The organism is Pontibacter sp. HSC-36F09, from assembly GCF_024171605.1.
Lineage (GTDB): Bacteria > Bacteroidota > Bacteroidia > Cytophagales > Hymenobacteraceae > Pontibacter.
Window position 1 is genome coordinate 73677 of sequence record NZ_JALKAA010000006.1, and the last position, 23623, is coordinate 97299.

Genomic DNA, 23623 nt, shown 5'->3' on the forward strand with positions numbered 1-23623 from the left:
AAGTTTGGGGTCATGAGAACGGAAACTATCCTCTACTTTCGGAGATGAAAAAATTCAAGCTATACCTTGTCGCACCCATGGTGCTTATGCTGACTGCCTTTTCCTGTGACAAGGACGATGACTTCGAAACTGTCGAAACAACCGCCACCCTCTTTTGGACAGGCGATATTGCCGTCGACGGCTGTGGGTTTTCAGTACATATTGGTGAGAAGAGCTATAAGCCCGAAAATGAAGGCGACATTGACGATTCTTTCAAGGTATATGAGCCTACCACGGTAGAGGTAAAGTTAGTTCACCTGGGTCAGCGGGACTTAGCATGCGGTATGCTTCCCGGTAAATCAAAAAGGGACTTCATCCGCGTACTGTCAATTAAAAAACGCTAAAACATCATCAATTGCTATCAATCTACTTCTACTCTAAACCTATGAAACTATTCCTTCAGCTTACACTACTAATTGGCCTTTGCTCGCTCTTGTTAGTTGCCTGCCAGAACAACACGGACGGCAACGCCGAAACCGATGACGCCATCCTGATCTGGTCGGGAGAGTATATGGTCGACGGTTGCGGTTTTGAAGTGGAGATAGACGGTAAGCGCTTTAAGCCGGACAACGAAAACGAAATGGACGCAGCCTTTAAGGTGGAAGGCGAAACGCCCGTGATCATCACCTACGAGAAGCTGGGTCGCCAACTCGACATCCGCTGCGGACTGTCTACGCAAAGCAGGGCCATGGACGCTATCCGCGTGATATCCGTTAAGAAACGGACCTAGCCCGCTCCAAGCTTTTTATACCTGCCTGCTGCATTACTCCTATCTCTTGCGTAACTTGCCGGGGCCTGCCGCTGCATGGCCGGCCACCGAAACCCGTATGCCCTATGCAAGTACTCGGCATTATACCTGCCCGCTACGCCTCCACCCGTTTCCCCGGAAAGCCACTCGTCGACATCAACGGCAAAAGCATGATCCGGCGGGTATACGAACAGGCTTCATCATCTGGTTTAACAGAAGTGATTGTAGCCACTGATGATCAGCGCATTCTGGACCATGTACATGGCTTCGGAGGGAAGGCCGTTATGACAGCAGCCCACCACCAAAGCGGCACCGACCGTTGCTTCGAAGCATACCAACTGCATGACCAGCCTTTCGACTATGTGATCAACATACAGGGCGATGAGCCCTTCATCAAGCCTGAGCAGATCGATTTGGTTGCCTCTTGCTTCAACAACCCACAAACACAACTGGCGACCCTGATCAAGAAGATTACTACCCCGGAAGAGCTTTTTAATGTGAATGCGCCAAAAGTGGTGGTAAGCCGCCATGGTGAGGCCTTGTACTTCAGCCGCCAGCCTATACCCTACTGCCGCAACGTCCCCAACGACATCTGGCACAAACAGCACACGTACTACAAGCACATTGGCATCTACGGCTACCGCACCGACATCCTGGAGCAGATCACACAACTGCCCCCTTCCAGCCTGGAACTGGCGGAATCGTTGGAGCAACTGCGCTGGCTCGAAAACGGTTTCCGCATCACCACCGCCACCACCGAGTTCGAAACCATCGGCATCGACACCCCGGAAGATCTGGAGAAAGTTAGAGAAGTTTGAGAGTTATAAGGTATAGCCCACAGGTAAAGATTTAGTCATGAATATTTACCTATTCAACTATTTAACAATCAGCATTCTATCCATCAACAAATAAACTATACCTTGAAGCATTATACCTTGCTGCGATTTGTAAAGTTGAACCTATACTTCTTCGGGATGTATGGGCTGCTGACCGCGGCCTGGTTTGGAATTACGGGAAGGTTCAGTGAGGAGTCGACTGGGGCGATCAATGAAATCCTGGTGAATGCGGCGATCTTCTCGCTACTGTTCACCATTGCCCTCCTGCTGTGGTATAGGAGAACGGAAGTGAGAATACCAGTCAAGAGTATCTCACCAAAAGCGCTGGATCAAAAACTGGAAGAGATCGGCTACGAGCATATACCTGGCAAGGACAAAGGCGCGGTGCAGGTATACAAGCCCCGTCCCCCAAAAGCTCCTGCTCTGGCCGGCCGCCTGTTCGTACAAAAGTCTGCTAACTTCTACCACCTGCAAGGGCCGGTGAGTCAGCTGAAAAGTCTGGAAGTTTAGAAGGTTTGTTAGGTTAGGTAACCTACGCATCAGTGTGACGTAGTTCACATGTTGGAGTAGCCATTTTAACGCTCTTCCGGACTTGCATGCTTGGAAGTATTTCTGCTGGCGACATACCTGTCCCCGTATACCTGCAAAACCAACTCGGCACACGGGGATTAGGAAATCCCCGACAGTTTGCTTCGGGATTGACAGATGCCGAAGAGCCTTATAGCAAAGCGTTTTCAGGACGAGACCACGCGTCCTGTCCGAATCGTGTACTTCTATACCTTGTTAGATCGTGCACCGGTATAACTATCTGAACCATACAGGAAAATCCCCTCTGGGGTATGCCTCTATAAAAGGAGGCCAGGGGCAGATTACTCTGGCTTCCAACAATTTAACCATCAACAGTTCAACAATCCATTAAGATCACCCTCCCGCCTTCTTTGCCTTATACCCGGCGGCTTGGAGTACCTGCAGCACCTTATCGCGAAAGTCGCCCTGTATCAGGATCTCTCCGTCTTTAGCTGATCCACCAACACCGCATTTGTTTTTAAGCATTTTACCCAGTTCTTTCAAGTCATCGTCCGTCCCGACAAAGCCAGCCACCAGCGTCACCTGCTTGCCTGCACGGGATTTTTTGTCGAGCATCACTTTCAGGTTCTGCTGCTGGGGCGGAAGCGTTTCGGCTTCGTGCTCCTGCTCATATTGGTAGTTGAAATCAGAACTAGTGGAGTATACCACTCCCTGTCTGCCTTTTTTATTCTTGTCGCTCATCGTCTTGTTCTCTATACCTTACATGCTGCTTTGCTATACCTATATGCGCTCCCATGTTTAGCGTGCTCCCATTCTTTAGCGTGCCACCACATGCAGCGATTGTGGCACCATACGCACTTCAAACTCTTTTGCCTTGCCCAGATATTCGCCGTCGGCGTGGTGCATCATCTCGTGGTCGGTCTGCACGGTTACGCCTTCTGTCTTAAAATACTCGGCGCTGTCAGCACTGGCCGGTTTGTTGGCTAGCATCGCGTAGCTCAATTGCAGCGCTTTAAACATATCCAGTTTACGGACCAGGCACACGTCCAGCATACCGTCCCGTATATTGGCCATGGGAGCAATATAGGCGTTATTGCCATATTGTGCCGCATTAGCAAAGGCCATCACGAACAGCTCTGTTTCGATGGTGTTGCCATTGATGACGGCCTTCACCGGGAGATGGCGGTAGTTGCGCACTTCCTTCAGGATTAGCTCCACATAGGTCTGCAAACCGCGTTTCTTACTCCCTGCAAATACTGAACTAATGTAGGCATCAAAGCCTATACCTGCCGTCGTGAAGAAAGGGCGCCCGTTGATCGTTCCGCTGTCAATCTGAGAACGGTGTCCCTGGTTGAGGAAGCGGATGGCCGCATCAACTGTGAGAGGTACCTGCAAATGGCGGGCAAGTCCGTTGCCAGAGCCTCTTGGGATAATGCCCAGTGCCGTTTCAGAATGCAGCAGTCCCTGAGCCACTTCGTTCACCGTACCATCGCCCCCAACAGCTACTACGACCGCATAGCCCTGCGTTGCCGCCTCTCTCGCCAGTTCCGGGGCATGACCCGCGTAATCGGTGTACACGATGTCGTGGTCATACTTTTCGTGGTCCAGGTGGAGTTTGATGCGGGCGGCCACATCAACCCTGCTGCTGGGTCCGGAGGTGGGATTGATGATGAACCGGAATCGGGGACGTTTGCTCATATCGGTCGGATCGGCCAAAGGCGCTGCTGACTGGTTAAATTCTACGCAAATTAACCGATTCCGCAGGAGAATAAAAAAAGCCCGACAAACTGCCGGGCTTTCTGTTCTTAAGGTATAGGTTCCTTATTTGAGGTGGAATGTCAGAACTGGGATATCAGAGTGGTTTACCAGATCTTCGGCTATACTGCCGCTGAGCAGGTGGGCCAGACCAGTACGGCCGTGTGTGGCCATCATAATCAGGTCAGCGCCAACCTCCTCTGCAAAGTTCAGGATACCATTTTCCTCAATGACGTCATTGTATACATTGGTGGTATAGTTTTGCAGCCCGTAGCGTTCGGCAGCATCCTGCATGCGTGTGCGCAGGATGGCGTTCGACTCAAAAGCGCCAGGCGTGTTGACGTATACCAGGTGCAGCTTGGCACCGAACATCTGCTGGAAGAACTTGAACTTCTCCATGGCAGTGCCGATCTCACGCTTGAAGTCAGATGGCAACACGATGTTGCGAACCCGGAAATTGGCAATAGGGGCTTTGATAGTCAGTACCGGGCACTCGGCCGTGCGCACCACCTTCTCTGTGTTGGAGCCCAGCAGGAACTCATTCATGCCGCTGGCGCCTTTTGAGCCCATTACCACCAGGTCTACCTGGTCGTCGCTGATCACCCGGCGGATCTTACGGATCACGTTGTCGGCATCCACTTCCTGCACCACCTCAACCCCGGCGTGCTCCACCGAACGCTCCAATTGGGCCATTCGGCTTTTGGTCGTCTCGAGCAGCTTCATCATATATACCTGTTCCATACCGTCTCCGCCAACCAGATCGCCGGTTACGCTAAAGGATTGCGAGTAGGGCATTTCCACAACGTGCAGCAGCTTAATGGCGGCTCCTGTCTGGCGTGCGATGGCAACAGCTACTTCAAAGGCATTATGGGCCTGGTCAGAAAAGTCGGTGGGTACAAGTATTCTTCTCATAATTGGTGCGGTTTATTGCTTTGCTTTGTTTTCATTGTAAAGATACAGGGCTCTATACGCCCAAACGATGACGAATGTCATTTCAGGTGAAATATAGTGATTTTCTTTTATATACGCCATAAAACACAAAAGCCCACCAGGAAGGCGGGCTTTTGCGGGTATAAGGTATAAAACCGATGATTAGCCAAGCTTGGCGATCAGGTCAGCTGTTCTGTTTGAGTAGCCAGCTTCGTTGTCGTACCAGCCTACCACTTTTACCAGTGTTTCGTTAGCAGAAGTCAGCTCTGCATCGAAAACGCAAGAGTGGGTGTTGCCTACGATGTCAATCGAAACAATTGGATCTTCGGTGTACTCCAGGATGCCTTTCATATCGCCTTCAGCAGCTTTCTTCATGGCAGCGTTGATCTCTTCTTTCGTAGCAGGACGCTTCAGAATACAGGTAAGGTCGGTCAGCGAGCCATCCGGAATAGGAACGCGCATCGCCACACCGTCCAGTTTGCCTTTCAGGTGAGGAAGCACCAGGCCAACAGCCTTAGCAGCACCTGTAGACGTTGGGATGATAGAATATGCTGCTGCACGTGCTCTTCTCAGGTCGCTGTGCGGGGAATCCTGCAGGCTCTGGTCAGAGGTATAAGCGTGTACTGTGGTGATATAGCCTTTCTCGATACCGAACGTGTCGTCCAGTACTTTCGCCATTGGCGCAAGGCAGTTGGTTGTACAAGATGCGTTGGATACGATGCGCTCATCACCTGTCAGGATGTCCTCGTTCACGCCGAGTACTACAGTTGGGATGTTACCTTTGGCTGGAGCCGAAATTACTACTTTGCGGGCACCTGCCTCCAGGTGGCCACCAGCGCCTTGCTCGTCCACGAAACGACCAGTAGACTCCAGTACTACGTCCACGCCCATTTTGCCCCAAGGCAAGTTCTTAGGCTCGCGCTCTGCAGTTATCTGAATCTCTGTGCCATTTACGATAATACCGTTGTCAGTGGCTTCTACTGTACCATTAAAACGGCCGTGCACTGAGTCATACTTCAGCAGGTGAGCCAATGTTTTGGTGTTGGTCAGGTCGTTAATCGCTACTACCTCTACATTGTCCTTCTCCAGAAGGGCCTTAAAAGTAAGTCTGCCGATACGGCCAAAACCGTTAATTGCAACTTTAATTTTAGACATGGTATTTGGGATTGATTTGTTTTAAAATTTTGATGGCACGAAGTTACGATTACAGTTAAGGAAAAACAACATATTTTTTCCTTGCTGATTCTTAATGTTTTACGCATAAACAGGCTGAAAAATCAAAAAAACATTTGCCTTGTAAGCTCTTTGCCTTATCTTTGCACCACCAAACGACAAAATGGTCCGTTCGTCTAGGGGTTAGGACTCCAGATTTTCATTCTGGCAACAGGGGTTCGATTCCCCTACGGACTACTCGAAAGCCTCTCAGTTAACGCTGAGAGGCTTTTTTTATGCGCTCCGGACGCTAAAGGGGCCGTTCTCCTTCTGCAGAGTTCCAGGAGTTCTTGCTTATAGAAACACCACAAGGCCATAGATAGCTTCAACCCCTTCAGATTTATTTGCTTTTAGGCCTGTGGGCTATAACTCATTATACCTAATCTTAGACTCTCACTTACACATCTCCTAAAAATAAAATATTCTGATTCACAGGATGGCAAAATGGAACTTCAGATGCACCACTCGCTTAGTAGCCTCACTATATCACTACGAATGGCCGTATCATGCAGAGGGAGAGCATGGCAAGTTTTGCTATTAAAAGCTATCTTTAGCCCCGCCTCATTCCGATGGAAAATTCATCCCCAAGTGGACGCGGGTGAAACCTGATACCACTAACATGTTGCCAGATGACAAAACTCTACTTACTGCTCGCTTTTATACTGATGTCCCTGGGCGCGCTAGGCCAGAACCTCGTACCCAACGGCGACTTTGAGGAGTACACCACCCTGCCGGTGGAGTCAGGGGAATGGCACAAGCTCAAAAACTGGTCCAACGTCAATAAGTACATCCCTTCCAAGTTCCCCTACGGCTCCCCCGATTACTTCCATATTCAGGCAGGACAGGAGGTCCGGTTACCTAATCTCCACAACGCCACTGTTAACCCATACTCTGGATCCGCAGTGGCGGGCTTTTTAACCTTCACCAGCGATGTGTCTAACTTCCGGGAGTACCTGTCCGTTCGACTAACCTCCGCAATGGAGGTGGGAACGAAATACAAGCTATCCTTCTGGGTAAGCAACGGCGGCGGAAAGCTCAGTTATGGTACCGCCAGCAACAACATAGGCGTTTACTTTTCTACTGCCGCACCCAGGCAGTTCACCCACGAGCCAATTAAGGTCACCCCACAACTTGAAGTGAAAGAAGAGATTTGGTCTAACGAATGGCAGGAAGTCTCTTTTGACTTTACTGCAGACTCGGCCTACACGCGCCTGACGATAGGCAACTTCTACACCGACACAGAGACGTCCACCTCCGTCCGGATAAAATACACGTATAACACAGCCTACTACTATCTTGACAAAGTAGAGGTAGTCGAAATTCCGACGCTCAAGATTACTGGCCAGCTTATGATTTGCAGAGGGGATTCTGCCGTGCTCAAGGCAGTTAACGGCACTGAGTATAGCTGGGCAGAAAGCACGAGACCGGGAGTAATTCTGTCCACAGCAGAGACGCTAAAGGTTGCGCCAAAACAGGCCACGACATATGTGGTGAGCAGCAGCACAGAGAACGCCTCCTTTACCGTTCAGGTGAACGAGCCTCCCCTCATCAATCTGGGTGCGGATACCACCCTATGCCCCGGACAGTCGCTTTACCTCAACCCAGACGTTCCCGGTGCCACGTATAGGTGGCAGGACAACAGCACCGTTCCAAACTACACCATTACCAAGCCCGGCCTTTATTGGGTGGAGGTGACCTTAAATGGATGTAGCACAAGAGACGAGCTGCAGGTATCGTACAAACATTGTGAGATTACGCTCGTGATGCCCAACATATTCACTCCCAATCATGACGGCCTCAATGACTCCTTTAGGCCTATAAAAATGGCTGGTATAGAGCAGGCGTCCCTTTTTATTTACAACCGTTGGGGAAATAGGGTGTATGCTAGCGAAGACCTCCTGAAAGGGTGGGACGGACAGGGACATGGAGCCGGAAGCTATTTTTGGCAAGCAGTATATATTGATGCGTATGGGAGCAGGAATTCTTTAAGTGGCACCCTGACACTGGTTCGGTAGGCTGCAGTTGGAGGCAAAGACCTTTTGAGTTACAAGGCTGAAACTTGATAGGCCTTTGCCAACTCTACCTCTACTGAGCTGCAAAGCTGATCTACTTACTGTCCTTCTAGCTCAAAAGGTCATCAAAAGTTATCAAATCCCTGTGAATAAAGTTCGATAATTCAATCCTTCGGTCTACTCGAAAGCCTATTAGAGCAATCTAATAGGCTTTTTTATTTTATTTCTGTCACCTAAGCAGCCCCCCAACCGCTTGGCTTCAAGAATACAATAATTTTATAAACTATAAGTAACTGGACAAAGGCGAATCCAGCAGTTCCTGCTGTCTTTCCTCTAATTTCGTGACTCTCGACGATAGCCAAGCGGTGTTAGGAGACAAAATACATCTATTCGTCTAAAAGGTTATTAAATATATACACAGTACCTTGTATTACAAAGTACTGTGTATATATTTGTACCACTTACTCCCCACATTACCTGGTACCTAAATAGCAGTCTTTGTTTTTAGGATATTCGGAATAAGTAACTGCACCTGTTATAATGACAACCTTGATAAATTTCCATCTTCTCTTATAAACAACTAAAACTATGACGATCAAAAGAACACTATTGCTGCTGTTTTTCTTCGGGAGCATCATGTTGGCGAATGCCCAACAAACAAAAATGATTAATGTCGGGGATCACTCGCTTGAGATGATACAGGCAGGGGCTGGCGAATATACCGTGATCTTTGAATCAGGCTTCGGGACAGACTACAAAGTATGGGGCAATGTGGCTGCAGAAGTGCTGAATTCGAACCAGGTGATGCTGTATTCAAGAGCCGGAACAGGCAGATCAGAAGCAAACCCGAAACCTCAAACCCTGGAGGCAGCTGTACAGGATCTGAACACCCTCATTGATCAGGCAAACCTGAAACCGCCTTTCATCTTAGTGGGCCATTCGTACGGCGCCTTCATTATCCGGGCCTATGCGGCGCAGCATCCGGATAAAGTGAAAGGGCTGGTCTTTGTTGATCCGGCGCATGAAAAAATGATGCAGGAACTGAAAAAGGCAGATCATGCCAAAGCGATCAAAGACATGGAGCTGCAAAACAGCTTTATACCAGACAGGTTCAAGCAAGAGAACGAAGCCATCAACAGGATTTTTGAAAAAGCTGCTTTGCCTGATTTCGGAAAGTTGCCACAAGTACCGGCTCTAGTGCTTACCTCTGTGCAGAAAAGGGCTAACCCGGAATTGTTTCTCCATCAACCAAAAGGCGTGGAAGTATGGCGAAAGCTGCACAACGATTTTTTCAGCCAGTTTACCAGCGGCGCGCATGTAATAACGGCCAATAGTGGCCATAACATACACAGAGAAGAGCCGGAACTGGTGATCAACGCCATCAGGCAGGTGGTGCAAGCGGCAACGAAGGAAAAAGCTCGGCAAGAGCACGAAGCCAAAATGACGGCCTTAGATAATAAATTCGTGCAGGCGGACACGTACCTGAAGCAGCGAAAAGAATCCAAAGCCGAAGCAATCGTGTTTGATGGGTTAAAAGGCTCCGGATTCGACGAGCGCACCATCAACACCATCGCCTACCAGTATCTTAACAACCCGGCCACATTGCCGGTTTCCCTGCTGATTTTCAAGTATAACACGGTGGCTAATGCTAGCTCGGCCAATGCCTTCGATAGCTACGGGGAAGCCCTGCTTAGGCAAGGCAGGCTAAAGCAGGCTGAGGAGCAGCTCCAGAAAGCCATCGAACTCGCCACTGCTGCCAACGACACCTCCACGCTTAAAAACAGTAAGAGCAATCTGGAAAAGATTAACCAGCTAAAAAGGTCTAAATGACTGCAAGGATAGCATCAACTATCTGTTCTTCAGCTCCTCTTCCATGTAAAGATAAGCTTCTAGAACAGCCAGATCACTGTGGACAAGGTTCGATAATTCAATCCTTTGGTCTACTCGAAAGCCGCTTCAGATAAAACTGGAGCGGCTTTTTTTATGCCCTTCGAACAGGGTTCAGTCAAAATTCTCTCTTCCTCCCATTTTGTGTGCAAATCCTACATTCAAATTTGATCAACTATCAAAGTAAATACCTTATAATCATTTATTTACAACCAGTTACATACACTTAACATGCCTTTGCTCTGAGGGACTAAACCAGCACTGAAAACGGTAACCTAGAGAGATACCAAAAAGTACAGATTCCCTTGCTGTTGTTTGCAGCCTCTGCTATGTTTTCAGGGCCAATGCTCAGACTTCTCAGGTCTAATCAGGTGTAAAATAGACCAATATCTATGACGCGTTCGGCGCTGAAAACGCTGGGCTAAAGCAGGATTTTGGTTTCTCTTGCCTGATAGAGCACAAGGGGAAGGTGATATTATATGACGCCGGTATAAACTCGGATACATTCCGGTAAAACCTAGCCACGTTAAACATCGACCCTACAGAAATCGATGTGGCTATTTAATCTCACGGTCTATACGACCATATGGGCGGTCTGGATTACCTGCTCAGCGTTAACCCAAACGTTAAAATTTACCATCCAAATGACTTCTTCTGGCGTGATGCACCGTTTAAGTTTCCTTTCCGTGACAAGGAGCCTAATGCAGCAAAGGCTTTTATAAAATATGAGTAGTACTTTCGAGGCGAACAGCTGTTAGATGGCATGGTGACTGTACCGACCGGCAGGATCTGGAAATGGGATGTCATATACCTGACTAAAGCAGAGGAAGTACTGCCGGGTCTGACTATCATTCCAACGACTTCTTAGTTAATGGGCACCTTCATCAAATTCCCGCCGCACGAAAACAATCCGCAGTTTATCGGCATGCCCGAACTATCGGCTTCGATTTCTACCGAGGAAGGACAACTCATCCTAGCCGGATGCTCGCACTCCACCATCGAAACCATCATCCAGGAAACCCTGAAAGTTCGAAAAGAGAACATTCGATTGGTAACCGGAGGCTTTCACCTGATCCACTACGACCGCGCCTACATTGAAGGGCTGGCAAAACGCATGCACGGAGATTATGGGGTGGAACAGGTCCCGCCCGCCCATTGCACCGGGCATCTTGGCTTCTCTGTTTTCAAACAGGTTTTCGGTGACAGGTATAAGTTCTTTGGACTTGGTGAAACGCTCCAATTTTAGGTCAGAAGTGAATACCTATTTAGGCCTTAGGGAAAACCCATTTTGCGTCACATACGGAATCTAAGTCGCGCATCTGTATAAATGACATCATAGGAAGCGTCCATAAAAAACGGCAGCCGATTAACCGGCTGCCGCAAGGAATAACGTTTTAAAAAGGATTTGCTTTCAGGAACCTGACATTTATATGGCGTAATAAAGTAGCTCAGGTACACGGGCGGTAAACGGCCGGTTGCGGGTACTCTCTGGTTCTGCCCTGTTACCCGAAGCGTGCAACTGCAGTTCATTCGCCGCATACCATTTCATCCTTCCTTTCGGATGCTCTACCAGCACATTCTGATCTTTAAAATTTCCGTCTTTATACAATCTGAATCTTCCTATTCCCGCTGGGGTTTCCAACTCAGTGCCAGCAATTAAGCGTTCAAAGTTGATTTTCGTTTTTACAGCCATTTGATTTACAAAGAATGGTTAAGAATAAGCACTTTAAATCTATCTGCTGCAAGGTAGAAAACGACTGTTGCCAGAATGTTACCCTATTATAACGCTTTTATAAAGTTTTGTAAGAGGGTATAATATGCTGGACAGTTGCTGCTCATCGCATCACGATTTCAGGAAATCACTTTAGCAGCAAAGGCATAAGATGTCGTTATACCTGCGGGATATTGACATGCTGGACTACTAATACCTGGAGCACTCCGCATTATATCCTGGCAGTAAGGTGAGTGGCCCTTCAATTGGATGTCGCTTTATGAAAGAGATTGGCAGCGAATAATTAAGATGGGGAAGACTATGGAATCTAAAAAGGGCCTGGATTGATTCATTAGGGGGTAAAAATTACTTTTATTTGAGCAATCCGATGGTAGTTTCTGCTACTGGTTTAAAGCCAATCCATTGGAATTTAAGGGAATGATCCTCATCTTTGGACCGTGATTATACAACATGGCATCTCATCTTTATATCACCCCTACTCCATACCGTTTTGCTTACAAAATAACATTTATTACCTCGCCTCAGTGCTCTCAATTATCTTACTGACTGGCCTTTCTTTGAGCAGTTAATCTAAGGAATCAGATTGTTTTGCAGCCTTAAACTTCCTCAGGGGCTTCACTAAATTTTTGTCGCTTCTACCCTCATCTGTAAAATGTCAAATCTTACAAATAAGAAAATAGCTATACCGGCTATACCTGCCGTTCTGCTTGCTATGATCAGTGTGCAGGGCGGCGCTTCTATTGCCAAGCACCTTTTCCCTGTTTTAGGGGCGAGTGGTACTGCCTCGTTGCGTATTGGCTTCGCGGCGCTTATCCTGCTGGCTGTCTTCAGAACCAACCTCTTTAAGCTAACCAAAAAGCAGTGGCTCTACTGCCTGGCTTACGGCACCTGCCTGGGAGCCATGAATCTGGTATTCTACTTTGCCATCAAGCGCATCCCGCTCGGCCTGGGGGTTACCCTGGAGTTCACCGGACCACTAGTGCTGGCATTGCTGGGTTCCAGAAAGCTTCTGGATCTGGTTTGGGTGCTGCTGGCCTGCATAGGTATAGTGCTTATTGCACCCTGGCAGAACAACAACGTGGACCTGTTAGGCGCAGGCTTGGCTGTCGGGGCAGGCGCCCTGTGGGCCGGCTATATTGTGCTGGGTGGAATGGTATCGAAAGTGATGAAAGGCAGCGATGCAGTCGGGGTTGGAATGCTCTTTGCCAGCCTGTTTGTAATTCCTTTTGGCGTTTTCAGTGGGGATTTGGCTGCAGTAACTGGCCCACTTTTGCTGATCGGTGTGGCTGTTGCGCTTTTAACCAGTGCTATACCTTATACCCTAGAAATCGGTGCACTGCGTCAGCTGCCACCCAAAACATTCGGCATCCTGATGAGTCTGCACCCGGCCTTCGCCGCTCTCTCGGGTTTGCTATTTCTAGATGAATACCTAAGCGTGACGCAGTGGGTATCCATTACCTGCGTCATCGCTGCCAGTGTGGGCGCTACTTACTTCTCAAGAAAGGTATAATGGTGCGCAAGCTGACTGGCAGAAAAGTCATATTTAAAATAGCGACAGGGAACTGATTTATCTGGGTATAGGTATACGCTTTAACAGAAGTATTCTTTTACTCATCTTTATTCAGTTGCTTGTAGGCACTGCGACCCGCTTTTCTCCGGTTGACGAAGCTTTCCTGTTCCAATGCTTTTCGATCCCACCGGGCCAGGTCAGCGGCCGCCTCATAAGTGCTGTGCAGGAAGTCCATCAGCACAGCTTCCGGATCATCGGCACCTTGTACTTCATTGTAAGGTAGAATGAACTCCCGAAGCTCCGGATGGTAGTAGGCCTGATCAGGTTTTATGCGGGCTTCTTTATACCCTTCCGGTTCCGGATAAATGTAGCTGTAAAACGCTGCTGAAGGAAACGCCTCGCTTCCCGGCCAGAAGCCGCAGCTACAAACTTCTTTAGAATAGGCTTCCTGTGCTACCCAATCGGGTAGGTTGGGCACGCCTGCCGGATGCTTGGGTGCATCTCGGCCGGAGAAACGCGACACTGCCAGATCGAAACTACCCCAGAAGAAATGCACAGGGCTGCACTTGCCTCTGAACTCAGCCCGGAACCGGGTAAAAACATCGTGCGCTCGCAAAAATGCCTGGTGCAAAGATGCGGCATGTTCCGGGTTGTAGGTAGCATGGGTTACATCTTTGTCAAATGGAATAGGGTTTTCCAATTCATTCGGGACCGGGTAAATGTCTGCCCGTATACCTACTTCCCGAAGGGCATCCAGAACCTGCTGGTAACAGCCCGCCACCGACAACATTTTTAAGTCAATACTTTTTGTTTCGCCCGCACTGGTTTTTAGTTGCAGTTGGTGGCGTATAAAGTCGAAGTCAAGCTGAAAGTGCTTTTCCCCGTCCACGATATCCGAAGTAGTGAGTCCGCTGGGCGTGACATAGAGTGTGACGTGCCAGGAATGATTAATCCAGGGCGTTTTAATCAGTCTGATCTTCCCCACGATCTGCGTCCACAGGTGTATCGTTTCATAGGTTTTTTGAGCTTCCTCAAAGGAAAGCTTAGGCCATGTTGTTTTCATCGGCAATTATTCTCAAACAGACGTTAATCCAGTAGTGTGATGATATCACTGGGCTTGCTTAGAAGGCGGTGCAGCGGACATGCTTTCGCTATTTTACACAGCTTGCCCCGCTGCTCTGCCGTCAGCGTTTCACCAAAAGACACACTGCAGTAAAAAACGTTATTACCAGAAGCTGTATTGGTGCTTTTCACCAGGTTCACCTTTGCTTTAATCCAGCTTAACTCCCACCCTTTTCGCGTTATATACATACGCAGGGTAATCACCATACAAGATGCCAGGGCCATACACAGGTAGTCCCCGGGGTTAGGCCCCAGATCCTGTCCTCCAAGATCAATAGGTTCATCAGCTACCAACTTATGTTGGTTAGAGAGAAGTTTTGTCGTATAGACTTCCCCGGTATTTTCCGCTTCAGCAGTAGCAATGATGTTGGGCATTGTGTGTTGTTAAATGTTCGAAAGAGGGCGGATGACTCGTGCTGAAAAACTTGACAAAATATAGTCTTTCACCAATACCAGGTTAACTGCTCATGCTTCATTCCCAGTCCTTTATACCTTATACCGCTTCCGTAGGCAAGGGGTTCTGGCAGCAGTGTACCTATCTTACTTTACCCATGACCAGGTATGGGAGCTGATTGTGAAAGGCGGCCAATGCTGTAAAAACATACTTCCCGCCGGGGAACGAGCGTTAGCTTTTATGGTGCCAACCTATTCCTTCACCGGATGTGTTTCCAGGTATGCTGAGGTGTAAGGATGTTCCTTAGCTACTCCTTCAGACATGATGTGCATCACAGTCCAGCCTCTTTCTTTAAGATAGTCCGAGATGATGGCGCGATGGCACCGCCACCACACGGCTTCGGAACACATGTAGGCGGTTCGCTTCTGGGCGGCGAGCTCCGTCAACTTCGCTATTGCATCTTCAAATTCCTTGGTTTCAGCGTAGTCGGCATAGCCGCGGAAAGATTCGCTCCTCCAGACAGTGTGGGGTGAGTCAGGCCGGGGCTTTCTGCGGCCGCCCAACTCCTGCTCGGGCATATAGCGGATACCAGCCTCGGGCAGGTAAGTCTCCAGGGCAGATACGTTGAATTGCGGGTACTTTTTAGAGCCAGGATAACGGCGCACATCCACCAGCACCTCAATCTGAAACGACTGTAACGCTGCCACAAATTCCTCAGGGCTTCTGGTAGAGTGACCGAATGTCCAGATGGTGTTATTGGTTGCTGACATATGTGTTTCTCTTCCCGTTAAAAAAATCTATACCTCTTTGCTAAAAATGGCTGCCTGCCAAAGGGCGCTACGAGATCGCTTTCACGCCAGCCCCGGCTACCGTTTGGTCATTCTCTACGGTGCTGCCCGACACACCGATGGCGCCTATAACCTCTCCTTTGCCATCCGTAACCGGAATACCTCCTGGAAACGTAATTAAGCCGCCATTAGAGTGCTCGATGTTGTAGAGGGAGCCGCCGGGCTGCGAGGCCTTCCCCAGATCGCCGGTGGGCATGTCGAAGAAGCGGGCAGTTCTGGCTTTGCGGATAGAAATGTCGACGGAACCCAGCCAGGCACCGTCCATACGGGCGAAGGCCGTTAGGTTTGCGCCGGCATCCACCACGGCAATGTTCATTTTAAGGTTCAGCTCCTGCGCTTTCTCCTTCGCTGCCTGTACGGCCTGCTGCGCTTGTTCCAATGTCATTCCCATTTGTTTTCAGATTTTAGTATAGTTGAATAATTCGCTTACCTCTTCATACTATAGGCAGGCCTAAAGGTTGGCAAAAGCGACGTGTAGCATTATCAGGTAGAGTGATCAGTAGCAACCTGCGCAGATCATTTCAGGCAGACACGATATTAGAAAGTACTGCTTATTCCTTTACAACTTCGGACGTTGCAAACTCTTCCATTCTAGTGATCAGGTTATTTTCGACGGTGTATACCTGCACCCATTTTTGCTTCAGTTCTCTTCCCGAGCGCTTTACTCTCTGATGCTCCTGCCCTAATACGACCACGTTATTACCTTCCACAATGTATTGCTGCGGTTCAAAACTGATGATCTCCGTGCTTTTGAGAATGCCATTGATAAACTTGCGGGCTCCCTCCTTTCCTTCATAAATACCTTTCGGTATAATCTGCGTGCCATGGTAAATCCAAACGGTATCCTCGGAAACTGTTCCTACAAATTCCTCTACTTCACCGCAACTAAAGGCGGTAAACATTTTTTCTACCACTGCTTTCGCTAAATTTTCCATTTCTGTCCTTTTAACTTAGTTCTATACCAATCCCATACCCTGGGTTCACAATGCACTTCTTAACGTCCTTTATTAAAATACCCCGGAATCGTTCGCTTAATCTTTTCCTGCTCTGGAATCTTTGGCTCCGGTGGACTGTCTATACCTGAGCCCTTCCCCAAACTTGAACAAGGTATACCTATCACTTTCCTGTAAGGGTGAATCATCCGACGGGAAGAGCGGGCGGAAAGTAGGTTATACCCAGAGCAGGATCATGTCGGCTTCAGAGGGTGTGGCGATGATCGTGAGACCGTTATGGCTCGTTGAGTACGCTACCAGAAATGGTATGAGAAAAGAAATACATAAATGAAAACTGTACTCTAATGGCAGAAGACTCAAAACCATCGCTGAAATTATTTCTCTTTCCCCATTGCAGTTCCGCGCCTGTTGTTATTTTCGGGATTGGCTCGTGCAACAAACTAAGAGTAGCATAGTGGCCATCCCTAAAAGCATTGCCTGCCTGCGCATCCGAGTTGTAAATACGCACCCTTGAATAGCCCATGATACTCCTCCATTTGCTGGTCCATTTTTGTTCCAGGAAGGCAAATCCACCTACAACGGGTAATGCAACTCCCAAAAGCGGCGTGGTGGGATCGTCGAAATTGTTGTCGATGCCAACATCAGGACCTGCATCAATTAAATGGCTCTCTATCCCTTTGCCATAGACCAGTTGCCCTTTGAAAAGGCTCTTAGCCCTTAGCTGCTGTACAGAACTGAAGTTAAACCCCCACCCTATTTCTTCCCCGGTCAGGTCGATTGGCGCCGGGACAGTGTTTTTCCACCTGATCCATTTTAAAATACCGGCCAATTCAATATATCCGTTCCAGGCCTTTCTGCGGTATTCGGCTGCAAGGTCCGGCACCACAAACGCCGCCTTTACATTTTGCAGTTCTATCCTGTCGGCATAAATACCTTCATCAGAACTAGCGCCGGGTCGTTCCAAACCTATCGCCCATCTGCCCCGCTCACTTACCTGCTTATACTGTACCTGAACGGATCGCAGCAAGGTCAGGCTAGGAGGCGCGCCAAAGTCCAGTGTGAAGGGCTGAACCTCAGAATCTGTAAATGCGCTTTCGGCGTGCCCAACCGTAAACCTCCCTATTTCAACATAGGCTTTCCGGAAGTGCAGGGTAGTCTGACCGATATCCGGACCTACTCCAAAAAGATCGAACTCCAAAATGGCCTTAAGCTGACCCAGGGGAGTCTGCGACTGACCTTTGAAGCCAAACCTTGTCTGGCGAACGCTGAAATAGATCCTTCCATCCGGCGCAAACTGGTCTTTATACTGGGGCAGTTTGGTTACGCGTAATATATCAAACCAATCGGGGTCAGCCTGATCAAAATTATAGCCGATATCTGTCTTGAAATACCCATATATGCCAATGCTTCTTTCCTGCTCCTGGGCGTTTGCCTGACTTATACCCAACAGAAAGAGCAGCAGCTGCAATACCTGCAGAGGCTTTAAGCATTGCGGAAATCTGAAGTGACTCATGCAGTAGTAAGGATCAGTTAGATAACCTCATCCGGATATAATTCCACGACCGTTATTTGCTTCTAGCCTCCTGCTACACCAAAGCGCGCCTGCAACTATGGGCTTACTGTATTGTCCCGATACAAACGTCGCAGGTAATACCGCCACCACAGGCCACAGTAAAGCAAGGGCCCATACTCAAACAGATAGAGTTTATGTCTTCTTGCTGCCGTGGCCCCGCTTATGACAAAGGCAAAAGTGCCAGCCACGTCAAGAAAGGTGTAAAGCGAGTATAACTCGTCCATTCTGCTGCTCCGGGCCTTTTAATGGAACCAGGCTACAGCAGCTGTCATCATCGACTGTAAACCAGTTTTCAGGGTTGGGTGTATGACGGGCGCAAACTTGGGTGAGTGGTTACTGGGTATAGCATTTATCCGGTCTGCTTTCTTGGCCTCCAGATAGGTTTGGGGATCGGTTCCGCCTACAAACCAAAAAACATAAGGCACACCCCAGTTCCGGCCAAAAATACTGAAGTCCTCGCTGGCAGATGCTGGTTTCGTCTCAAATGCCTTGTCGCCAAATTGCATTTTGAAGGCTTCCACCACTCTGGCGGTGGCTTCGGCATCGTTTACTGTCATCGGGTAACTGACGAGTTCGGTAAACTCAGGATCTCTTGGGGCATTGGAAGCGGCACATTCTGCACAGCAGATCCGTTTTACCGCAGAAAGGATGTGATCCTTTACACTGTCGTTGAAGGTGCGGATGTTCAGTTTGAGCGTGGCCTCCTCTGGGATGATATTTTCTTTTGTGCCTGCCTGCAGGGCTCCTACAGTCAACACGGCATTCTCTATCGGGGCCACCTCACGGGAAATAATGGTCTGCAGGCGCATGGTAGTGGCCGCCGCCATCACCACCGGGTCGATGGAAGTATGGGGTTGGGAGCCATGTGAGCCACGCCCAAAAAGCCTTACTTTCAGGCTATTGCCGGCCGATAAAATGGTGCCGCTGCGATACTTGACAGTGCCGGCTTCGCCCACCATCACATGCTGCCCCAGGATGATGTCCGGTTTGGGGAACCGCTCCATCATGCCATCGTCTATCATGCTTTGGGCGCCGCGTCCTACTTCTTCGCCCGGTTGGAAAACGGCCATCAGCGTCCCACTCCACAGGTCTCTGTTTTCTGAAAACAATCTGGCCGCGCCCATCAGCCAGGTAACGTGCAGGTCGTGGCCACATACATGCGACACCCCAACCTCTGTTCCTTCTTCGTCTCTGGCTATTTTCGTACTGGCATAAGGCAAGCCGGTGTCTTCGGTTACAGGCAGTGCATCCATATCTGCCCGAAGCATCACAACCGGCCCGTCGCCATTCTGTAAAATACCTACCACACCGGTTACTCCTATACCTGTCGAAACCTCAAATTGGTATCTGCTCAGGTAATCCGCAGCGATTTTAGCTGTCCGTAACTCTTCCATTGACAGCTCCGGGTTCTGGTGAATGTCCTTGTAGATCTCTTCGAGTTCGGGCAGGAGTTGCTCAATAGAACTGTCCATTCTGTCATTAAAGGCTTTGATTTTAGGGATCTCCATAACTATAGCGTTCGTTCGGACTAAAATTTATAATCGGATTATTCGAGTACTTCTTTTGGTTTCCCCTTCGGGATTGTCATTATGATGGCAATGATGGCCACTACAATCATAAATACGTTGAAGAGCAGCCCAATGCCTGCCGCATAGCGCACGGTTATGTTATCGGTCCTGCCCAGAAAAAGGTCTGCCATGGGCGGTATACCTTCCATTTCGCTGAGTCCGTAAAAAATGGCTGCAGAAATGGCGACGCCAAATGCAGCACCCAGCGACGAGGCCATCTTGTAAATGCCGGACGCTGAACCGGCCTTATCACCCGGAACATTACTTAAAGCGGCATCCGTAGAGGGAGTGGCATAAAAGCCTAATCCTATACCAAAAAGGGTAAACCCGATGAATGAAACGATGATGTATTGTTCAGCTAATAAAAAGGTAAGACTGGTGAGTAATATCCCAACCCCTGTTATAAAGCAGCCCATCAGCATGGGTTTTCGTGGTCCCATTCTTTGAAGCAATTTCTCACCTACCCGAATCGTACTGAGTACGGCCACTAAATACCCGACCGTAATTAAACCTGATTGCAACGAAGACAAGCCCGCTTCGGCCTGCACGAGCGCCAGCGACACAAGAAGCGTTCCGGCTGCCCCGTTGAGCAGGAAGTTGGACAGCGAGGCACCTGAAAAAGTCTGGTTACTGAACAGTGACAGATCGACAAAGCCGTTTTCACTCCGTTTCTCTATCCTCAGAAAGATAATGGTTGAGATGATGAAAACGGCTATACCTGCAAGTACGGCAGGGCTTAACCAGCCAAGGCTGGCACCTTGCCCGATCACGATATTGATGGCCAGCATGGCGATAATGAACGCTATTAGCCCGGCCCAATCGAAAGCTTTTTCGTCCGTTTCAGTTGATTTACTTTCCGGAGTGCCTCTTATGAGCAAATAACTAATAACCGCGACAAGTATGGACAGAATAAAAATCCAGCGCCAACCCATGGTGGAGGCTATCAGGCCACCAAATAACGCACTCAGGCCGGAACCGCCCCACGAGCCGATGGACCAGAAGCTAAGCGCCCGCTGGCGCTCTTTCCCTTCGTAGTAAGCTTTCATCAGGGCCAGGGTTGCCGGCATGATACAGGCTGCTGAAAGCCCCTGCAGGATGCGTCCGGCCAGGAGCAACACCGCAGTACCCGTAGGTGAGATGACGATCAGTATGGAGCCGATAACACTCAGCAACAAGCCGATGTTTGTCAGCTTTACCCTACCTAAACGGTCTGCCAAACCGCCTGCCACCACTATAAAAATTCCCGAGAAAAGCGCTGTGATACTAACGGCCAGGTTGTTCAGGTCGTAGCTAATCTGTAGGTCTTCCTGCATGGCAGGAGCAATGTTCAGGGTTGTTTGGGCAAAGAGCCAGAACGTAACAACAGCTAAGACAATACCTAAAATAAGCTTATCTGTTCCCTGATAGTTTGCGGTGCTAACCTGAGTTTGATTGAGAGAAGCCATACACACATCATCATTTGATATTTGAACGTAAATGGCTGTAAAACAATAATGAAAAAGAATAAAATTACTTTATATTCCACTTGCGCTGTCTCCTTCGCAGGGTTTATGAGCCCGATATCAGGTGCGACTTCAGGATAGCCAGAGTGCAATAGAACATCGTCCCGTAAAGAGAATGTTCGTGTTAATTTTCAGTAGCTGCTCCCTTAAACCTATACTTCTGCTTCATTAACTCAATCAGTTCTTTCTTCAGGGAATCATCAGGTTGGTGGGCGGCAAAATATTTCCAGATGCCATCGATATGAATCAGTAACAGCTCCGCCTCCATGGCAGGGTTGCTATACCTTAACGCACCAAAACACTCCGTCAACCTAAGCTGACAGGGGCGCATGAAATTTTCGTGGTAGCGGGATGAGATGGGGTTGAGCGGCATGATCTTGTACTGCATGCGCCAGAAGACGGGGTTGGAGCGCGTGAGGTGTATGGGCAGCTCGATCATGCTGTTGATGTAGGCGCTTTCTGAGAGTCCTTTCAGGTATAGGTTAGTTTCGACAGCGGCGGTTTGGTAGGCTTTTTTGATGATGGTTTCGAGCAAATAATCCTTTGTGCCGTAGTGCTTGAAAATCAGCGCTTCTGAGGTGTTGGCTTCAGAAGCGATTGATTTAGTGGAAGTGGCCCGAACACCATTCTCCGTAAACAGCTTTAAGGCAGCATCAAGTATGGCCTCTTTCTTACTCATCAGATTGTAATCAGAAAAATAGCAAAAAGGGTCTTATACCCTTTCCAGTATGACGGCATAGCCCTGCCCTACTCCCACGCACATAGTCGCGAGGGCATAGCGTTTCTGCTGTCTTTTTAGCGAGAGGGCCGCGCTGTACACGATGCGCGTACCCGACATGCCCAGCGGATGTCCTATGGCAATAGCTCCACCATTCACGTTGAGGCGCTCGTCATCATCTGCCAGGCCCCAGGCCCTGGTGCAGGCCAGGCTCTGCGCCGCAAAGGCCTCGTTCAGTTCAATGATATCCATATCAGCCAGGGTTAAACCTGCTCTTTGCAGCGCTTTCTCAGTGGCTGGCACGGGGCCGATCCCCATGATGCGGGGCTCTACGCCTGCCACAGCCGAACTCACAATTCGAGCCAGCGGTTTGAGGTTGTATCGCGCCAGGGCTTCTTCGGAAACGATGTAGGTGGCTGCCGCACCATCGTTCAGGCCGGAGGCGTTTCCGGCTGTCACCGTTCCATTGGCTTTGAAGGCGGGCTTCAGTTTGGCTAGGGTCTCCAGGGTGGTGTTTGGTCGTACAAATTCATCTTTGGAAACAATAATCGGTTCGCCTTTCCGCTGCGGAATCGTGACCGGCATGATCTCTTCTGCCATCGTACCATCCTCTTGCGCTTTGGCCGCTTTCATTTGCGAGAGGTAAGAGAACTTGTCCTGGTCCTCGCGGGAGATCTCATACATTTCAGCCAAGTTTTCTGCTGTCACGCCCATGGGGTCAGTGCCGTATACCTCCTCCATTTTGGGATTGATGAAGCGCCAGCCGAAACTGGAGTCGTGCATCTCGGAGTCGTTGCCGAAGGCTTTGCTGGGCTTGGAAACCACCAGGGGGCCGCGCGTCATATGCTCTACACCACCGGCTATAAACACATCGCCATCTCCTGCTTTAATAGCCCGTACGGCGTGAATAACGGCCGACATGCCGGAAGCGCACAGGCGATTAACGGTTTCGCCGGGCACGGTTACCGGCAGACCGGCCAACAGGCCCGCCATGCGGGCCACGTTCCGGTTGTCCTCGCCGGCCTGGTTGTGGCAGCCCAGGATCACATCGTCCACGGCCTCTTTCGGTATGTCTGGATTCCGGGAAACTAACTCTTTTATGACCATTGCTGCCAGGTCGTCGGTGCGTATGGGCGAAAGTCCGCCGCCCAGCTTTCCGACCGGTGTCCTGATTCCATCTATGATATAGGCTTGCTTGCTCATGACATTTCTTAATTAACTGGTTTGATCTCTTTTAAGCTTATCAAATAAAAATGAGGTCGCGCCGGACACGCCGTATCCGATCACACAACCCAACGCAACACATGAGAAACGCTCCACCCCCGCCCAGTTGGACATGGTTTCTTGTTCATGTATCACCACTATAACAAGGGCCACCACAGCGGTCCTGGCCACAGACATCAGGTTAAAAAAATGGCAGACCAGAATGGATACCGCAATTCCAACCACCATCATCAACACCTGCGGGACCTGAAGCAACACACACAACAGTCCGACACTCGACCCGATCAGGTTCGATTTTACGCGTTCAACCGTGAGTCTGGAAGAGTCCTTTACTTCCGGAGACAAGACCAGCAGGATGGAAATCATCGTCCAGTAGAACTCAAACTGTGGGAAAGCCAGGTATAGCATGTAGCCGATCAGGAAGCCAATGGTACACCGGATAATGTACAGGACCATGTCTACATCAATGCTATACCTCTTGACTGCCATCTGTGCGGTTCTCCTTTACATAATTGAGCGGCGCGGGCCCATT

The 23623-nt window shown here is 49.3% G+C and carries 24 protein-coding genes and 1 tRNA gene; 9 read left to right on the top strand and 16 right to left on the bottom strand.

Annotated features, from left to right (window positions below; translation table 11 throughout):
- Positions 1-44: 44 nt before the first annotated feature.
- The 4 genes from L1278_RS16290 to L1278_RS16305 all read left to right on the top strand — a co-directional run bounded on the left by L1278_RS16290 (position 45) and on the right by L1278_RS16305 (position 2133).
- Entirely contained in the window at positions 45-383 is a 339-nt protein-coding gene (locus L1278_RS16290; protein ID WP_253406083.1) for a hypothetical protein, read from the top strand.
- Positions 384-424: 41 nt separating this feature from the next.
- A complete protein-coding gene (locus L1278_RS16295) occupies positions 425-769 on the top strand; it encodes a hypothetical protein (protein WP_253406084.1) in 345 nt (114 codons plus the stop codon).
- A gap of 104 nt (positions 770-873) precedes the next feature.
- Positions 874-1605 carry a 3-deoxy-manno-octulosonate cytidylyltransferase gene (kdsB, locus tag L1278_RS16300; protein ID WP_253406085.1) on the top strand — a complete coding sequence of 244 codons (732 nt, stop codon included), beginning with the start codon at positions 874-876 and terminating at the stop codon, positions 1603-1605.
- A 102-nt stretch (positions 1606-1707) separates the two neighbouring features.
- Positions 1708-2133 (top strand): hypothetical protein, encoded by a 426-nt coding sequence (locus tag L1278_RS16305; RefSeq protein ID WP_253406086.1) that lies wholly within the window; start codon positions 1708-1710, stop codon positions 2131-2133.
- A 411-nt stretch (positions 2134-2544) separates the two neighbouring features.
- Here L1278_RS16305 and L1278_RS16310 read toward each other — a convergent pair whose 3' ends face one another.
- From L1278_RS16310 to gap, 4 genes are all read right to left on the bottom strand, one after another.
- Entirely contained in the window at positions 2545-2892 is a 348-nt protein-coding gene (locus L1278_RS16310) for a translation initiation factor (protein WP_253406087.1), read from the bottom strand.
- Between the two features lie 75 nt (positions 2893-2967).
- Positions 2968-3849, bottom strand: coding sequence for a diacylglycerol kinase family protein (locus tag L1278_RS16315; protein ID WP_253406088.1), 882 nt, complete (start codon positions 3847-3849; stop codon positions 2968-2970).
- Between the two features lie 123 nt (positions 3850-3972).
- Positions 3973-4818: a universal stress protein gene (locus tag L1278_RS16320; RefSeq protein ID WP_253406089.1), complete on the bottom strand. Its 846-nt coding sequence runs from the start codon at positions 4816-4818 to the stop codon at positions 3973-3975.
- A gap of 180 nt (positions 4819-4998) precedes the next feature.
- Positions 4999-5991, bottom strand: a complete 993-nt coding sequence (gene gap, locus L1278_RS16325) for a type I glyceraldehyde-3-phosphate dehydrogenase (protein ID WP_188499857.1) — start codon at positions 5989-5991, stop codon at positions 4999-5001.
- A 183-nt stretch (positions 5992-6174) separates the two neighbouring features.
- Here gap and L1278_RS16330 point away from each other — a divergent pair.
- The 4 genes from L1278_RS16330 to L1278_RS16345 all read left to right on the top strand — a co-directional run bounded on the left by L1278_RS16330 (position 6175) and on the right by L1278_RS16345 (position 11193).
- Positions 6175-6246, top strand: a tRNA-Glu gene (locus tag L1278_RS16330).
- 431 nt (positions 6247-6677) lie between these two features.
- Positions 6678-8063, top strand: coding sequence for a gliding motility-associated C-terminal domain-containing protein (locus tag L1278_RS16335; protein ID WP_253406090.1), 1386 nt, complete (start codon positions 6678-6680; stop codon positions 8061-8063).
- A 585-nt stretch (positions 8064-8648) separates the two neighbouring features.
- Entirely contained in the window at positions 8649-9890 is a 1242-nt protein-coding gene (locus L1278_RS16340) for an alpha/beta fold hydrolase (RefSeq protein ID WP_253406091.1), read from the top strand.
- Between the two features lie 928 nt (positions 9891-10818).
- Entirely contained in the window at positions 10819-11193 is a 375-nt protein-coding gene (locus L1278_RS16345) for a hypothetical protein (protein WP_253406092.1), read from the top strand.
- Positions 11194-11373: 180 nt separating this feature from the next.
- Here L1278_RS16345 and L1278_RS16350 read toward each other — a convergent pair whose 3' ends face one another.
- Positions 11374-11640: a hypothetical protein gene (locus L1278_RS16350; RefSeq protein ID WP_253406093.1), complete on the bottom strand. Its 267-nt coding sequence runs from the start codon at positions 11638-11640 to the stop codon at positions 11374-11376.
- A 691-nt stretch (positions 11641-12331) separates the two neighbouring features.
- Between L1278_RS16350 and L1278_RS16355 the strand changes: the two genes are divergently transcribed.
- The gene (locus L1278_RS16355; RefSeq protein WP_253406094.1) at positions 12332-13189 is read left to right on the top strand and encodes a DMT family transporter; all 858 of its coding nucleotides are present in this window, start codon (positions 12332-12334) and stop codon (positions 13187-13189) included.
- Positions 13190-13286: 97 nt separating this feature from the next.
- Here L1278_RS16355 and L1278_RS16360 read toward each other — a convergent pair whose 3' ends face one another.
- The 11 genes from L1278_RS16360 to L1278_RS16410 form a co-directional block, all read right to left on the bottom strand.
- The gene (locus L1278_RS16360; RefSeq protein WP_253406095.1) at positions 13287-14252 is read right to left on the bottom strand and encodes a DUF5996 family protein; all 966 of its coding nucleotides are present in this window, start codon (positions 14250-14252) and stop codon (positions 13287-13289) included.
- A gap of 23 nt (positions 14253-14275) precedes the next feature.
- Complete coding sequence (locus L1278_RS16365) at positions 14276-14686, bottom strand: OsmC family protein (protein ID WP_253406096.1); 411 nt, start codon at positions 14684-14686, stop codon at positions 14276-14278.
- A gap of 270 nt (positions 14687-14956) precedes the next feature.
- Complete coding sequence (locus L1278_RS16370; RefSeq protein ID WP_253406097.1) at positions 14957-15475, bottom strand: DUF488 family protein; 519 nt, start codon at positions 15473-15475, stop codon at positions 14957-14959.
- A 67-nt stretch (positions 15476-15542) separates the two neighbouring features.
- On the bottom strand, positions 15543-15944 hold the full coding sequence (locus tag L1278_RS16375; RefSeq protein WP_253406098.1) for a heme-binding protein: 402 nt from the start codon (positions 15942-15944) through the stop codon (positions 15543-15545).
- A gap of 160 nt (positions 15945-16104) precedes the next feature.
- A complete protein-coding gene (locus L1278_RS16380; RefSeq protein WP_253406099.1) occupies positions 16105-16488 on the bottom strand; it encodes a nuclear transport factor 2 family protein in 384 nt (127 codons plus the stop codon).
- 292 nt (positions 16489-16780) lie between these two features.
- Positions 16781-18019 (bottom strand): DcaP family trimeric outer membrane transporter, encoded by a 1239-nt coding sequence (locus L1278_RS16385; RefSeq protein ID WP_253406100.1) that lies wholly within the window; start codon positions 18017-18019, stop codon positions 16781-16783.
- Between the two features lie 302 nt (positions 18020-18321).
- A complete protein-coding gene (locus tag L1278_RS16390; protein ID WP_253406101.1) occupies positions 18322-19587 on the bottom strand; it encodes a M20 family metallopeptidase in 1266 nt (421 codons plus the stop codon).
- Between the two features lie 38 nt (positions 19588-19625).
- On the bottom strand, positions 19626-21092 hold the full coding sequence (locus tag L1278_RS16395) for an MFS transporter (protein ID WP_253406102.1): 1467 nt from the start codon (positions 21090-21092) through the stop codon (positions 19626-19628).
- Positions 21093-21273: 181 nt separating this feature from the next.
- The gene (locus L1278_RS16400; RefSeq protein ID WP_253406103.1) at positions 21274-21828 is read right to left on the bottom strand and encodes a TetR/AcrR family transcriptional regulator; all 555 of its coding nucleotides are present in this window, start codon (positions 21826-21828) and stop codon (positions 21274-21276) included.
- A 33-nt stretch (positions 21829-21861) separates the two neighbouring features.
- Entirely contained in the window at positions 21862-23070 is a 1209-nt protein-coding gene (gene pcaF, locus L1278_RS16405; RefSeq protein ID WP_253406104.1) for a 3-oxoadipyl-CoA thiolase, read from the bottom strand.
- A 12-nt stretch (positions 23071-23082) separates the two neighbouring features.
- Positions 23083-23580: an FUSC family protein gene (locus L1278_RS16410; RefSeq protein WP_253406105.1), complete on the bottom strand. Its 498-nt coding sequence runs from the start codon at positions 23578-23580 to the stop codon at positions 23083-23085.
- Positions 23581-23623 lie beyond the last annotated feature (43 nt).